The organism is Leptospira alstonii serovar Sichuan str. 79601, assembly GCF_000347175.1.
GTDB lineage: Bacteria > Spirochaetota > Leptospiria > Leptospirales > Leptospiraceae > Leptospira > Leptospira alstonii.
Genome location: NZ_ANIK01000012.1, coordinates 28,746 through 42,907, shown reverse-complemented (window position 1 = coordinate 42,907; position 14,162 = coordinate 28,746). Strand labels below are relative to the sequence as shown.

Genomic DNA, 14,162 nt, shown 5'->3' with positions numbered 1-14,162 from the left:
GTCTTGGAACGGAAACTCTGGACATACCAAGAGGCTCGTAAAATTCTACCCGTAATCAGGGAGATTACGGAAGAATACTATTCTCATGTATCGGAACTGACCGTTCAACTTAGGGAAAAGATTTTTCCCGAAAATGAGATGGAACAAAAGGAAGAAGAAGTTCGAAACTCCATTTTCAAATGGTCTTCCAAAATTCAAGAATACGGAATCGAAGTCAAAGGACTTTGGCTCATAGACTTCGACAATGGAAACGGATATTATTGCTGGCACTTCGGAGAGGACGATCTTCTTTACGAACACGGTTACGAAGAAGGTTTTGCCGGAAGAAAATTAATCGATAAGGAAAAAGAAGATGGCGAACATCAATGAAAATTATTTAAAATTAAAAGCGGGATATTTATTTCCCGAAATTTCAAAACGAGTCAAGGTTTACTCCGAAAAAAATCCTTCCGCAAAAATCATTCGATTGGGAATCGGAGACGTAACTCTTCCGATTGTTCCTTCCGTCGTGGATGCGATGGTTGCAGCCTCGAAAGAGATGGGTACGTCCGGAGGTTTTCACGGTTACGGACCCGAACAAGGATATTCATTTTTGCTAAAGTCGATCGCGGATCACGACTACGGTTCTCTGGGAATCAAAATCGACGAGAGTGAAATTTTCGTATCCGACGGATCCAAATGCGATTGTGGGAATATTCAAGAAATCTTTTCTACGGAATCCAAAATCGCGGTGGCCGATCCCGTATATCCCGTTTATGTGGACACGAACGTGATGGCCGGAAGAACCGGGGAGATCGGACCCGATGGAAGATATTCCAATTTGATCTATATGCCCGCGACGAAAGAAAACGGATTTCAACCTGCAATTCCCAAAGAAAAAGCGGATATCATCTATCTTTGTTATCCTAACAACCCGACCGGAACCGTAACCACAAAAGAATCCCTAAAGGCCTGGGTAGAATACGCGAAAAAAAACAATTCTATCATTTTATACGACTCGGCGTACGAAGCTTTTATCAGCGAGCCCGGCGTTCCTCGTTCGATCTACGAAGTGGAAGGCGCGAAAGAAGTGGCGATCGAGTTTCGTTCCTTTTCAAAAACCGCGGGTTTTACAGGATTACGTTGTGCTTATATAGTCATTCCCAAAGAACTCAAAGGTAGAACGCGTTCCGGCGAAGAGGTCGGCATCAATTCACTTTGGAGCCGAAGACATACCACGAAGTTCAACGGAGTTTCTTACGTAACTCAAAAAGGCGCCGAAGCATGTTATTCTCCGCAAGGAAGAAAAGAAATTCAAGAATCCATTTCCTATTATATGTCCAACGCGGCAAAAATTCGAGAAGGTCTAAAAACGGCGGGTTACGAAGTTTTCGGAGGAGTCAACGCTCCTTATATCTGGTTGAAAACATCAAACAATCTTTCTTCTTGGGATTTCTTTGACAGACTTTTGGATAAGGCGCAAGTGGTCGGAACTCCGGGTTCCGGTTTCGGTCCCGCCGGAGAAGGTTATTTCCGTCTTAGCGCGTTCGGAAAAAAAGAGGACGTGGAAGAGGCGATCGCAAGAATTGCGACACTCTAAGTGCGGATGAAAGTGTGGCCTTGTTTTCAAGGCCCCGCTTTTCGTAGCTCGTGTATTCGTTGTTAGGCGAAGTCGCACTGATTTAATTCAAAATATGAATAGAGAAGCGTTCTTTGAATCTTTATTAGATCTTATTATTGAAGACTATTCCGAGTACCTTTATACTCAAAGTAAATATCTATGCCATTATACAAATCTTCAAGGGGCATATGGGATTATCAAAAGTCGCTGTCTTTGGGCTACGAATATTTATTATTTGAATGATACAAGCGAATACAGATACTCACTGGATGCCTTGAATATGGCTATTATTTCAATTGAAAAGAGGTATTCTACAAAAAGGTTTAAAATATTTAAGGAAACACTTTTAAATCATTTTACATATAAAAACTCAATTCCACCCATTCATATAATAAGCTTTTCAGAAAAATTGGATTCATTGAGTCAATGGAGAGGATATGGAGAATTAAACAATTCTTATAACTTAGTCTTTTCTGCAAATAAGCTCTGGCCAATAACAAAAGCGGAATGCTTAATTCTTAAAGTAATCTATGATAAAGAAATTCAGCAATATTTGCTTTCAAATATTATCTCGAATGCATATGAGTTTTTTATAAAATCTCAGAAACGGTCTCAAAAAAATGTAGCTAAATTTATTGAACATTTAAAATTTTTTTTGCATTTGTTTTTGCCAATTATAAAGGATCCTTCTTTTGAAGAAGAATTGGAAGTGAGGGTGATCATTAATAAAGAACATTTTGAGAACGATGATTATTTTAAAATGGAACATAGATTAGGAAAACAGTATTTGATTCCATATGTTTTGTTCCCTTTATCACCTAGTGGCGGAAAAACACTCGACTCATTAGATAAAATTGTAGTAGGTCCGAATGCATATCCAGAATTGGCGGTTGCCTCAATGAAAACACTTTTACAAACTTCTTTCGATTGGGCTAGTTGGATAAAGGTAGAACAATCCACGGTTCCATTTCGAGTCTAATTGAAATATTTCTGAGAAGTTGCAACTTCGTCTAACACGAGCTACCCTATCTGCGAACGTCGAGAAGCCTACTTGTTAGGCGAAAGCTTCTGTAAACATAGCAAATTCAAATTTTACATTCAAAGTGATTAAAAAAAATGCCAAACTATGAACTTAATGAAAGCGGTCAACCTATCGGGATTCTAATTGAAAATTGGATTACACCTAAATTTCCGGAGAAAACAGTTATCGATGGAAAATTTTGTAAATTAGAGCCGTTAAATTCGGTAATACATTCAAAGGAATTATTTGAGGCTAATTCATTAGATATAAAGGGAGAATGCTGGACTTATTTACCCTATGGTCCATTTAATACTTTACTAGAATATCAAAATTGGGTGATAGAGATGCAAAATTTAAAAGATCCTGCTTTCTATGCAATTATAGATAAAATTTCTTCGAAACCTATTGGCGTTATTTCATTTCTTCGAATCGATCAAGAAAAAGGTTCAATTGAAGTCGGACATTTAAATTTTTCAAATCTTCTTAAGAAAACAAAAATTGCAACAGAAGCATTATATTTAATGATGAATTACGCTTTTGAATTAGGATTCAGAAGATACGAGTGGAAATGCAATTCATTAAATATTCCTTCAAGAATAGCTGCACAACGATATGGTTTCTCCTACGAAGGAGCATTTAGACAACATGCAATTAACAAAGGTAGAAATCGAGATACGGCATGGTATTCTATTATAGATTCAGAATGGAAGTCAATCAAAGAAGCATTCGAGAAATACTTTAAAAATAATAATTTTGATGAAAGTGGAAATCAAAAAGTCAGTTTATCAAGTTTGACAAAACCTCTTTTAGCTCAAAAAGACAATTTTATTCTAAATAAGCAGAAGTCTTCGCCTAACACGAGATAACCGCTGCACATTGCTCGGTCTCCGCCACATTGCTCGATTTCGCTTTGAAGTTTAAAGACAAGCGAATCTCATCGTCCCTTTGTGTGTAAGCTCCTTGAGATAACCTATCTTTTTGCGGAAAGAATTTTTTCTGCGTTTCCTCGTATTTCGAGAATTGAAAGTAGGGCAGATCTTAGTATAACTTCGATTTCTCACTCCGTTCGTCACAAGCGCTCGGGTCCGCAATGTTGAGTCGTCGGCAATTTTCGGTAATTGATGCGCGTAAACTCCAAAATGAATGTCATCGTTTCATATAACATTCAATTTATATGATATTTTGAAACAAGGAATCTTCTCCGATTCGAAAGGAAATAAAATCATCTCCGTGGATTGCGAAAAAAAAGTTATCCTGTTTATAAGCGCATTTCAGGGAATCCATACAAGTTCGTTTGATATTTGCATCGTAACTCACGTCCGAGGCGATTCGATTTGAATCGTTTGAAATTTCAACGTATTGCTTCGAGCCGTCTTGTTCGAACTGTGCAAATAAAGGAATGATCGTCCCTCGTGTTTTATCCAAAATTACGTACGAATAATCGAAACCGAAAAGAATATTTCCGTTGGAGAGGGAAAAACAAAGGTTCGGAGGGCGCTCCAATCGGATCGGTTCGCCTAACGGTTGAAAGGCGGCGTTCAGGACGGAAATCGCGTTGATTTCCTTTTTCCCCTTTTTAAATTTACCGTACAAAACGACTTCGTCCCGACAGTAGAAAACTTTGGAAGGATTAAAATCCGTAAATTCCCTTTTTTCCACGATATTTAGGGAGCCGTTTACGAACGAAATCTCGTATAAAAACGGATCATCGGAGCCGCTCGTAAATAGCAGATTTTCACCGAACGGAACCAAACGTTCCACATATCCCTTTTCCACTTTTTGTTTTTGAACGGGTTGGATTTCGTCCGGCAAATTCAAATCGACTACGCCGATACCGTCCCAATTCATCGCAAGAAACGCGTAATCACCGATAATCCTCATATCGTAAAGATCGTAGCCTAACAATACGAAGGAATCGACGAGTTGAGGATCCGTAATATCTTCCAGATCGAATTTGTGAATCGCCCTACCGTTTTCGGTTGCATACAACGTGTTGTCCTGAACGAAAACGTTTCCGATCGCGTTTCGAAACCGAACGGAACGGACCTGATCCGGTTCTTCCGGATTTTCAAGATTTAGAATATGAATTCCCCGAGTTTCGCCGTACAAGCCGCATACGAACGCATGACCTTTGTGGATGACAAATCGATCGGCTCCTTTCAGAGTGATTCTTTTTAAAAGTTCCAAATGAAAGCGCGACATATTGATCCTTAGTTTAAAGAGTTTAGAAATTCTTGATATATCTCGAGGTCCGCGAGGTTTAAAAAATCCTTTTCGGAAAGGATCTTTTGTTTGTCGTAAACGTCCGGATCGAGACGGATCGCTTCTTTCAGATAAGAAACGCTCGTTTCTGCGTCTCCCAGTCTCGAATACAAACAAGCGGCGTTGAACTTGGCGAGAGCGAAATACTTCTTAAAGATTTTGGAATATTGTTCGTCCAAATCTTCTCCGAAGATTTTATCCATAAAACTCGAAGTCTCGTCCTTTTGATAATCGAAACGGCTCCAGTCCATGGAAAAGAGGGAATCGAATGTTTGTTTCGCCTTGTCTAAATCTCCGATTTCCGTCTGTAAAACTCCCAAATTCGCCGCGATCAAAACGTATTCCGGCTTTTTAGAATCCGATTTTTTAAGAATTTGATCGGTAATCGATTCCAGTTCGTTCAATTTATTTTCGTTTTGAAAAGCCCAATAAACGGAAAGAAAACAATATACGATCGTATCCCGATCCAAATCCTTTACCGCTTCCACGATTACGGAAGAATTTCGAATTTCCCTAAATTTGGAAAAGACGGATTTTGCGAGTTCCTTGGGGGAAACGTCCTCGTATTCCTTGATAAAGAACGCGAGGTGTTTTTGAAAAATCGGATTTTGAAAGAGTTCTTCCTTTAAGACCGGATTTTGATAAAACAATTTTAGGATTTGAAGGACGGAAACTTCTTCCGTTTCCCATTCCAAAAGTTGTAAAAGTTCCTTGGAAAAGTTTTCGGAATTTTTAAGAAGTTTGGAAGCGATCGAAAGATTGAGGGATAAGTTTCCGGGTTTTAAGAATAAAACCAGTTCGTTTTCGGGAAGGGAATCCAATTTTTCCAGAGTTTCGTATTCTTCCGTTTGATTTTTAATCCACGTTTTTTGAAACTCTATTTCAATTTTTGAATATTCCTTTTTTAAAATATCTGAAAACAGGTCCGTTTTAAAGGAGTTTAAATCGGCGATGAATTTTCCGTCCGCAAAAAACAGATCCTGAAACGCCGTTCGGACCTTTTTGTAAAAGGCGTATAATTTACCGAAGGAAATCCGCTCCCAGTTTTGATCGGGAAACAACAGATACAAAAAGAACGCCTTTGTTACGACAAGATCGTCCTCCCACAAAATCGGAAGGGCGAGTCTCAGCTCTTCCAAGGCTTGTTTGATTCCTTTTTTCTTTTCCAGATAATTTACTTTCAAAAAGAATAATAGAGGATTTTTAGAAATTTCGGATAACGTTCGGTCCAAAAGATCCAACGTATCCGGTTTTTCGTATAAAAACGATTCGATCGCCTTTGCGGAAACGCCGCATTCCAGTGCGAATTTCTGTTCCCGGTTCAATTTTATATGCGGCTTGAGAAGGTTCAGAAGCTCCGTCATGTCGGAGACGATTTGAAAAAACCGTCCGCGATTTTTTTTCGCGGTCTTTCCTTTTTTTTCGGAATAAAAAAGGGCGAATCGTCTTAAAATATCCTTCGGATCGTTTTTTAACGCCGTCAAAAGGAAAGAAAAGATGCGAGTTTCCTTTTCAATGTTTTCATAATATAAGGAAAATCCGGGTTCGCTGTCGTAAAGAAGATCCTCCCAGGTTTCCGAGCGCGCGAAGTCTTCCGGAAAATGTTGAAATCGATCCGAAAGATGAGACCAACGAATCGCGGGAGCTTGTCCGGCCCATCGATCGTAGAATTCTTCCATGTAAAATTCGTTTTCTTTGTGCAGCTCGTGAACGAGAGGCGGAATGTCTTCGCATCCGATCTCGTACAAAACCGGGGCAAGATTCCGCGTTGCGTCCTCGTAGTCGTATCTTTCCATCACTTTGATCACGGCGGGAACCGCCCTTTTGGCTTTTTTTCCCAAAGGAAGAAGCCGCTCTTCGAAGATAAAATCCCAGGATTCTCCGAACCAAGGAAACTCTTCGGGCATACAACGAATCAGTTCTATCATCAGATCAATCAATTCATCCGGAGGATCTAAATAGAGAGGGTTTTCATCCTCGAACCGATTCGATCTCAGGCGGGCTTCGATTTCCATAGCGCGAATTTTAAACGCGGGATGTGGAAGTGTTTTCATACGATCCAGCGCGCTCTCGAAGGCGGGACGAAATTTTTCCTTGCGGTTCTCCGGAATTTCCAGGTAGGATTGCAGTAAATTATATGAAAAATTTTGAATATTCGGAATCGCTTTCTCGTATAAATCCGTTAGTTCCGGAGGGGAAAGGGAAAAAACCTCGTTCTGAAAGTTTACTGCGTTTTCCAAATGGGATGGATTTACCTCCGCAAGTTTCCAGAAGAAACATACGAACTCCTGAGGAGTGAAATCCTTTATCTTTTCCTTAAGTAATTTATTATCGTCCGAAAATTTCCCGTCGTTCCAATCTTCCTCAAAATCCGAATCGGAGAATTCTTCATCGTCGTTGTTAGAATGTAGTAAAACAAGGGCGGACTTTTCCAGGAAGGTTTTGAATTCAGGATTGGAATCCGCGATTTCGAGTAGGTTCTGAAATTCTTTCGATTTCGGTTGATTTAGAAATTCGACCGAAAATAAAAATTCGTCCGTTACGGAAGAGTAATTTTCAACTTGAGACGACGTTTCATACAACGTGAAATGCGGATTGTCCCGAAGGGATTCCAATTCGATCGTTGGAAGAATTTCGAGTAGAAACCTTTCCTGTGTATAATCGTAACAATCCTCCGAGTTGACGAGCACGTAAAACGGAAACGCTTTCGGGAATTTCGCAAATCGTTCGTCTAACAAAAGTTCTTCGACGATTTCACGGATCATCTTCGCAAAAAGAAGGAGTTTGATATGAACGTGAAGATCCTTTCCTGGGATCGTTTCTCCCAAATAGGAAATCGGATATTCCCCTTCTTCGAGTGCGTAAATAAAATCGTAGGCTTCGGAACTTGTTTCTTCTTCGTCCTCCGAACTTTCTCCCGAAGGGTACGAATCGGTATATCGGATGATTTCGTGATTGAGTCCGAACACACGGGACGTTTTTCCGTTCTCCGAATCGAAATGAATCGAATCCAAGGTCGCGCTGCAAAATTCGTCGTCGGACATTTTGAAAAGAAATCCGTTGAACGGTTTGAATCGATGAGATCGTAGATTTTCTTCCGTTAGACTCTCTTCCAACGTTTTCAAGATTCGATCGACTCTGTCAGGCAACGATTCCGCAAAATGAAACTGCCGAATCATTTCTTGAAACAATTCATAAAGACTGCGATCCTTTTCTCCGCGCTCTTCGCGCAAATGGTCCGCGGGTTTTCCTTTTTTCTTTTGATTTCGCTCGTCTTTGAAAATTTCTTCAAGGAGATTCATCGCCCCTTCAAAGTCGTAGTTCTGTAATCTTTCCAAGTAGTGCGTATAATATTCGGGAATTGTTTCTTTACGGAAATCTGCCGGTCTGAAAATCATAAAGTGTCGTTTTGTCGAAAGCGTTTGATAGAATAACAGACCGCGCAAAAAAAGTCGTATCACTTTTTATTGGGAACGAGCGGCTCGGTTTGGACATCCTTTCTTAGTTTTAACCTACCACACTCCAAAAAAGAGAGGAATTTTCTGACCGACCGAAAATAAAAGTATTCTGACGTGAAATCGGCATTTGGAAAAATCGTCCTGCATGAAAATAGAAGCCATTTATAAATACTTTCTTCTCACGCCGACGACCCATCTTCCGGTTGTGGACGAGTCGGGGGAACTGATCGGGCTTTTATCCCGCAAACTGATTCAGATGGAAATGGCCGACCTGAGTTCGTCCGAAAGGGAATATTCGCAACTTCCGGAATCATTTCTGGAAACTACAATGCCTGAATCCTTCTTTCAATATTTTCAGAGACAAAAATCGATTCCGGTTCTATTTAAAACGGGCGAAAAAAAAGAAGAATGGGATAAGGTTCAGCTCCTCGCCGGTTTAAGTAAACTTGCCGTTGCGCAAAAGCCGCCCGTGTCGTCGTCTTCCGAAAAAAAACAGGAACAAGAACTGAGTTCTCGTTTTTGGTTTATGGAACTTATACTTCAAAATTTCCCCGACGGACTTTTGGCCACGGATTTGGAGGGTAATTCCGTCTTTTACAACGAAACGTTCGAACAGAACATTCTCCCCAAAAAATACTTTCGGGATTCGATCCTTCAGGCGGAACGGTTGCTCAAGGAAATGAGTAAAAATCTTTTGGCGGATTACTTGAAGTCCAACGAACTGCGATTAGACGGAAACCTACCCTTTTCCCTACAAACCTATCGGACCGAACTTGAGTGTAATGTGAGAATCATCGTACTCAAACAAGATTCCAAGATCGCGGGGTATCTCTATCACTTCGTCACTCCTCGGGCCGTTTTGGGTCGTCAGGACGAAAGCGGGTTGGAATTTCCGTCCGTTCAAGACGCGTTCTTTCAAAAGCTTCCTTTGGAAACGATGCTCAAAGAAATCGAAAGCGCGTTTATCTTTCATTCTTTAAAGGCCAACCAAGACAATATTTCGCATACGGCCCTCCAACTCGGAGTTCCTCGCACCACTCTTCAAAATAGAATCAAATTTTTGGACTTACAAAATCGTTACGCACTTTCTAAAGAAAATCCCATTCCTCGTAAAAAGACGATTTCCGCCGCTTCTCCCGAAGAGAAATCGGCAGCGGAACCTAAAAATGCGGAACCTTCCGGTCTGAAAAAACAAAGTCCTAAGACAACGAAAATCGCCTCAAAACAAGTTTCCGCTTCCAGTAAGAAATCGGATAAGAACGCAGTGAAACCGAATTCTCTTTCCAAGAAGAATTCTTCTTCTAAAGCGAGTTCTTCCAAACCCGCCGCAAAAAAAAGAAAGTCTCGCTGAATAATTTCGTTGACAACTTCCGCTTGCGTCCGTTATCTCATGATTAGAGCCGATCTAACCGATCTCTTCTCCACTCTGTATTCTCAAAAATAAAATCTCAAAAAGGCGAATCCTTCCCCTTTTTAAAACTCAAGTAGCTCCTAATATGGCAACAGCAAGACGAGACAGTAAAAGTAGACACCAACATTCCAATCATAGCCACAACAATCAAAACGACTCCGAAACCGGCGATTCGTTCGAAGAAGAAAGCGCCAGCCAGGAATCTCAGGATTTCGATTCCTCCGAAAATTCAGATCATCGTTCCCGCAAACGCAAACGGGGCGGCTATGATGGTCCGACTCCGGCTCCCATCGATCTCGTAGAGCTCAAAAAAAAGGCAATCGCCGATTTGATCGAAGCCGCCAAAGGTCTCGGAGTAGAGAATACGGGCGGGCTTAAAAAACAAAATTTAATCTTCGCGATTCTCCAAGCACAGGCCGAAAGAGACGGTCAGGTGCATGCGGCCGGAGTGATGGAAAAACTTCCCGACGGCTACGGATTTTTAAGATCTCCCGATTATAACTACGTTCCGGGTCCGGACGATATCTATGTTTCTCCTTCTCAGATTAAACTTTTCGGTCTTCGAACCGGGGATACGGTGGAGGGCCAGATCCGTCCTCCGAAAGAATCCGAGCGATTCTTTGCCATGCTCCGTGTGGAAACGGTCAACGGTTATACTCCGGATGTCGCGGGTAAACGCGCTCTTTTCGACAACTTAACTCCTCTTTATCCGAACGAAAGACTCAAGATGGAATACGATCCGTCCATGCTTGATACTAGAATTTTGGACCTCATGTGTCCGATCGGAAAAGGTCAGAGGGCTTTGATCGTCGCTCCGCCTAGAACCGGTAAGACGATCCTCATGCAGAATATCGCAAACGCGATCACATCCAATCATCCCGAATGTACTTTGATCGTACTTCTCATCGACGAACGTCCGGAAGAAGTGACCGACATGGCCCGTCACGTTCGCGGCGAAGTCGTTTCTTCCACCTTCGACGAACCGGCGCAAAGACACGTTCAGGTCGCGGAGATGGTCATCGAAAAGGCCAAACGTCTCGTAGAACACGGAAAAGACGTGGTCATTCTTTTGGATTCGATCACTCGTTTAGCGAGAGCTTATAACCAGGTGATCCCGACTTCCGGTAAAATTCTTTCCGGCGGTGTGGACTCCAATGCTCTTCACAAACCGAAACGTTTTTTCGGAGCCGCGAGAAACATAGAAGAGGGCGGTTCTTTGACGATCATCGCCACCGCTTTGATCGACACCGGTTCTAAAATGGACGAAGTGATCTTTGAAGAATTCAAAGGAACCGGTAACATGGAAATCCACCTGGATCGGAAACTTTCCGACAAGCGGATTTTCCCCGCCATCGATATCAACAAATCGGGAACTCGTAAGGAAGAACTTCTGATTACCAAAGACGTCCTTCAGAAAGTGTTCGTTCTGCGAAAAGTACTTTCTCCTATGAGTATCACGGAAAGCATGGAACTATTGCTGGAAAAAATGAGGCTTTCTAAGACGAACGACGCCTTTTTAGCCAGCATGAACACCCAGTAACCGCTAAAAAAAGGGAAACTATGAAAACTGGAATTCATCCAAACTATAAAACTGCTAAAATCAGTTGCGCGTCTTGTGGAACCGTTTACGAAACCAGAACTTCCATCGGCGATATCAACATCGAAATTTGTTCCGCTTGTCACCCGTTCTTTACCGGAAAATCCAAACTTGTGGATACGACGGGTAGGGTGGACAAGTTCAAGAAAAAATACAAGATGCAGTGAGAGTTTGCGGACTCTTCTTCCTTTTTATGCCGTCTAAACACCGGGCAGGAGAAATTTCATGAGTGTAATGGACTTCGCACGGTACAAACAAATCAACGACGATCGAGTCAACTACCGTGAAATGGAGGACGCGACCGTCGTTTCCAATTATAGGAACGTAGGCTGCGGGGACGGTTATCGCATTTATCTCAAAATCGATTCCTCCGAAAAAGTCACGGACGCAAGTTATACGACAACCGGCTGCGGTTTTGGAATCGTCGCCCTCGCGATGGCTACCGAGTTCGCCAAGGGCAAAACGATCGAACAGCTCAAATCGGTCCGTCCCGTAGACATCGAAACGATGTTCGAATTTCCGGAACGTAGAAAGAATTATCCCGAGTCCGCAGTCGCAGCGCTTTTGCAAGCCGTGAAAGATTACGAAAGCGGCGCCGGAGTTCCGAAAGAAAAAAGAATCACCGCGGGGAAAGCCCTCGAAATTCTCAAAGAAAAAGGTTCTCTGAAAGGAGAAGACCTTTCCAGTATTATATTAGAAAAACAGAATTTAGACGGAGTGGATTTTTCCGGCGCCAATCTGGGACACGCGTTCCTACAAAATTCTTCCTTTGTGGGCGCTAATTTTGAAGGTGCGAAACTCAGAGGTTCTTTTTTAAACAACGCGGATCTGAAAAACGCGAACTTCAAAGGCGCCGATCTTCGTTGGGCCAAACTCGCCGGAGCTAACGTGGAAGGCGCGGATTTTACCGACGCGATCTACGATATCGGAACCCGTCTGGATCAAAAACAAATTCATCTCTTTGGCGTTATGAAAAAAGAAGGAAAAGATCTTTATCTCAACAAAGAGGCGGAATGAAACCGGGCGACAAGGTTAAAATCATCAAACGTACTTTTCTTCACAACGGTATTTTCGTTCATACCAATTCGATCGTAGAAGTGATTTCTTTCGAAAACGATAGATTAGTGGTTCTCTTTTACGATAAGGAAGGATTTACCCACAACATCGAATCTCTTACGCCTGCCGACGTGGTTCCGGCATAACGTTTCCATTTTGCTTTCCCCGTAAAAACGGATTTTTGCATTTATAAATGATTAAAAAAAATCCGCGAAAATTCACCATCGTTCTAAGGGTTTTGCATAGGCGACGAGAATTCGTTTTCCCAGTTTGTGTTCGAAATCATCGATAAGATTGCAGGTATCCTGATCTAATTTCGCAAATTTGAATGTAGTACAAAGACCTTTCGGTTTTGCCAACGTTCCTTTTTTGTAAACGGCGAAAAAGACATTGAATTCCTTTTCTAATCGTTCGCATTCATCGACTAAATTTTGTTCAAGATATTCCAACTCGGAAAGATCCAACGTGTTCAGTTCATGAGATGGAATCCAATCATACATATAAAACAATGGATTGCTCATTACATCCGTAAGAATTCTCTTTGTTCCTTATCCTCTCTTTCTCTTCTACGTTTTTCCTTTTCTTGTCGAAGTAGTTCTTCGGCCGTCCATTCTCTGGAAGGTTTTTGTTTTTTTACTTCCGAGGACCGATTGCCGCTCTTGGTTGGCGTTTGAGTCGACGCTGCATCCTTAAATTCCGTTTTATTTTGGGAGGCGGTCGGATCGGATTTTTCTTGTGCCTTATGTTCGTATTTTGGTTTTTTAATATAATCTCCCGGATCGTAACCGGGTCTAAAATTGCCTTCGTTCTGCCGGGAAGACGAGGTATTGTTCCCCGTAGGAGAACCGTCGTTGGTTCGTTCGGTTTTCAAACCGGACTTTGTATGAAAGCCGGTATTTCCATTTCCCGCGTTTGCCGCCGTACTTCCCGAATTTGAGTTCGTATCAAGAGTCGTGTTGGATCCGACGGTCTCTTGGGTTCCGTTGTTCGAACTTCCATGGGACGAATTGGAACGGGATGCAGCTCCGGAAGAAACATTCGAAGAACCGGAATTGACTGCGGATGTATTTGTCGTCTCGGAGGAACCCGTTGAACCCGTGTTATTCGATGAACTCGAATTTGCGGCTGTTCCCGCTTGGAGAGTTTCGGCGGTTTGAATACTCGCCGCTACGGGAAATAATTTCTCGAATCCGTCCAAGGATTTTTTAGGCAACATCGGAAACGGATTGTTGGGATCCGCTTTTACGGCGCCCGAAAGAACCGCATAATCCAGGGTTTTTTGGTTCTTCTTTTTTTCTACGTTTACGGTTCCTTCCACGAGTTTTAGAACTCCGTCGCCCGAACGAATTCCAAGAGAAGTTTCCTTATTGTCCGATTTTCTCGTAATTTGCAGACCGCCGGAGGAAATTTCCAAACTTGCCCGATTGTCCAGATAATCGATAAAGATCATGGAATTTTCCGCGATCATAATCTCGCTTCCGTCCAAAAGTATGATTTTTGCCTGAGAATCTTCGGAGGTTGAAATTGTATCCCTGTTTTGGATCGAGTTTCCGATTTCGATTTCTTTCCAGACCACTTCGGAATCGTATTTTCTTTGGATCGTTTTGGATTTATAAAGAATACTTCCGATTACTTTTTGCGAACCTTGGTAGCCGTATCGAGTATAATCATATAAGAATATACCCGTGAACGCGACGATATTGAATAGAAGAAGAAACAGAATCGGCTTGTCGCCGGAAAGAAATCGATCTTTCATA

General features: G+C 42.0%; 13 protein-coding genes. 9 read left to right on the top strand and 4 right to left on the bottom strand.

What is annotated here, in order from left to right; all coding sequences use genetic code 11:
- The first annotated feature begins 3 nt into the window (after positions 1 to 3).
- The 4 genes from LEP1GSC194_RS03070 (at position 4) to LEP1GSC194_RS03055 (ending at position 3,487) form a co-directional block, all read left to right on the top strand.
- Positions 4 to 369, top strand: coding sequence for a DUF2203 domain-containing protein (locus tag LEP1GSC194_RS03070; RefSeq protein WP_020772255.1), 366 nt, complete (start codon positions 4 to 6; stop codon positions 367 to 369).
- Positions 353 to 1,579, top strand: coding sequence for an LL-diaminopimelate aminotransferase (locus LEP1GSC194_RS03065; RefSeq protein ID WP_020772237.1), 1,227 nt, complete (start codon positions 353 to 355; stop codon positions 1,577 to 1,579). Before LEP1GSC194_RS03070 ends, LEP1GSC194_RS03065 begins: the two co-directional genes overlap by 17 nt.
- 94 nt (positions 1,580 to 1,673) lie before the next feature.
- On the top strand, positions 1,674 to 2,579 hold the full coding sequence (locus LEP1GSC194_RS03060) for a DUF2971 domain-containing protein (RefSeq protein WP_020772277.1): 906 nt from the start codon (positions 1,674 to 1,676) through the stop codon (positions 2,577 to 2,579).
- Between the two features lie 137 nt (positions 2,580 to 2,716).
- Entirely contained in the window at positions 2,717 to 3,487 is a 771-nt protein-coding gene (locus tag LEP1GSC194_RS03055; RefSeq protein WP_020772235.1) for a GNAT family N-acetyltransferase, read from the top strand.
- Between the two features lie 304 nt (positions 3,488 to 3,791).
- On the opposite strand, the gene LEP1GSC194_RS03050 is transcribed toward LEP1GSC194_RS03055, so the two are convergent.
- Complete coding sequence (locus LEP1GSC194_RS03050; protein WP_020772246.1) at positions 3,792 to 4,823, bottom strand: LVIVD repeat-containing protein; 1,032 nt, start codon at positions 4,821 to 4,823, stop codon at positions 3,792 to 3,794.
- Positions 4,824 to 4,831: 8 nt separating this feature from the next.
- Positions 4,832 to 8,281 carry a TPR end-of-group domain-containing protein gene (locus LEP1GSC194_RS03045; protein WP_020772283.1) on the bottom strand — a complete coding sequence of 1,150 codons (3,450 nt, stop codon included), beginning with the start codon at positions 8,279 to 8,281 and terminating at the stop codon, positions 4,832 to 4,834.
- Positions 8,282 to 8,486: 205 nt separating this feature from the next.
- On the opposite strand from LEP1GSC194_RS03045, the gene LEP1GSC194_RS03040 reads away from it, so the two are divergent.
- The 5 genes from LEP1GSC194_RS03040 to LEP1GSC194_RS03020 all read left to right on the top strand — a co-directional run bounded on the left by LEP1GSC194_RS03040 (position 8,487) and on the right by LEP1GSC194_RS03020 (position 12,551).
- Positions 8,487 to 9,692 (top strand): CBS domain-containing protein, encoded by a 1,206-nt coding sequence (locus LEP1GSC194_RS03040; RefSeq protein WP_020772263.1) that lies wholly within the window; start codon positions 8,487 to 8,489, stop codon positions 9,690 to 9,692.
- A gap of 145 nt (positions 9,693 to 9,837) precedes the next feature.
- Positions 9,838 to 11,292, top strand: a complete 1,455-nt coding sequence (gene rho, locus LEP1GSC194_RS03035; protein ID WP_020772276.1) for a transcription termination factor Rho — start codon at positions 9,838 to 9,840, stop codon at positions 11,290 to 11,292.
- A 20-nt stretch (positions 11,293 to 11,312) separates the two neighbouring features.
- Entirely contained in the window at positions 11,313 to 11,516 is a 204-nt protein-coding gene (gene rpmE / locus LEP1GSC194_RS03030) for a 50S ribosomal protein L31 (protein ID WP_020772265.1), read from the top strand.
- Between the two features lie 58 nt (positions 11,517 to 11,574).
- Complete coding sequence (locus tag LEP1GSC194_RS03025; RefSeq protein ID WP_020772262.1) at positions 11,575 to 12,366, top strand: pentapeptide repeat-containing protein; 792 nt, start codon at positions 11,575 to 11,577, stop codon at positions 12,364 to 12,366.
- The gene (locus tag LEP1GSC194_RS03020; RefSeq protein WP_020772232.1) at positions 12,363 to 12,551 is read left to right on the top strand and encodes a hypothetical protein; all 189 of its coding nucleotides are present in this window, start codon (positions 12,363 to 12,365) and stop codon (positions 12,549 to 12,551) included. Before LEP1GSC194_RS03025 ends, LEP1GSC194_RS03020 begins: the two co-directional genes overlap by 4 nt.
- Positions 12,552 to 12,623: 72 nt before the next feature.
- Here the strand turns inward: LEP1GSC194_RS03020 and LEP1GSC194_RS03015 are convergent, their stop codons facing one another.
- Both LEP1GSC194_RS03015 and LEP1GSC194_RS03010 read right to left on the bottom strand, forming a co-directional pair.
- A complete protein-coding gene (locus LEP1GSC194_RS03015; RefSeq protein ID WP_021064414.1) occupies positions 12,624 to 12,926 on the bottom strand; it encodes a hypothetical protein in 303 nt (100 codons plus the stop codon).
- Positions 12,926 to 14,161, bottom strand: coding sequence for a FecR family protein (locus LEP1GSC194_RS03010; protein WP_020772269.1), 1,236 nt, complete (start codon positions 14,159 to 14,161; stop codon positions 12,926 to 12,928). Before LEP1GSC194_RS03010 ends, LEP1GSC194_RS03015 begins: the two co-directional genes overlap by 1 nt.
- Position 14,162 lies beyond the last annotated feature (1 nt).

Coding starts and splice junctions, on each gene's coding strand:
- LEP1GSC194_RS03065 (WP_020772237.1), top strand. CDS start 353: ATGGCGAACATCAATGAAAATTATTTAAAATTAAAAGCGGGATATTTA.
- LEP1GSC194_RS03060 (WP_020772277.1), top strand. CDS start 1,674: ATGAATAGAGAAGCGTTCTTTGAATCTTTATTAGATCTTATTATTGAA.
- LEP1GSC194_RS03055 (WP_020772235.1), top strand. CDS start 2,717: ATGCCAAACTATGAACTTAATGAAAGCGGTCAACCTATCGGGATTCTA.
- LEP1GSC194_RS03050 (WP_020772246.1), bottom strand. CDS start 4,823: ATGTCGCGCTTTCATTTGGAACTTTTAAAAAGAATCACTCTGAAAGGA.
- LEP1GSC194_RS03045 (WP_020772283.1), bottom strand. CDS start 8,281: ATGATTTTCAGACCGGCAGATTTCCGTAAAGAAACAATTCCCGAATAT.
- LEP1GSC194_RS03040 (WP_020772263.1), top strand. CDS start 8,487: ATGAAAATAGAAGCCATTTATAAATACTTTCTTCTCACGCCGACGACC.
- rho (WP_020772276.1), top strand. CDS start 9,838: ATGGCAACAGCAAGACGAGACAGTAAAAGTAGACACCAACATTCCAAT.
- rpmE (WP_020772265.1), top strand. CDS start 11,313: ATGAAAACTGGAATTCATCCAAACTATAAAACTGCTAAAATCAGTTGC.
- LEP1GSC194_RS03025 (WP_020772262.1), top strand. CDS start 11,575: ATGAGTGTAATGGACTTCGCACGGTACAAACAAATCAACGACGATCGA.
- LEP1GSC194_RS03020 (WP_020772232.1), top strand. CDS start 12,363: ATGAAACCGGGCGACAAGGTTAAAATCATCAAACGTACTTTTCTTCAC.
- LEP1GSC194_RS03015 (WP_021064414.1), bottom strand. CDS start 12,926: ATGAGCAATCCATTGTTTTATATGTATGATTGGATTCCATCTCATGAA.
- LEP1GSC194_RS03010 (WP_020772269.1), bottom strand. CDS start 14,161: ATGAAAGATCGATTTCTTTCCGGCGACAAGCCGATTCTGTTTCTTCTT.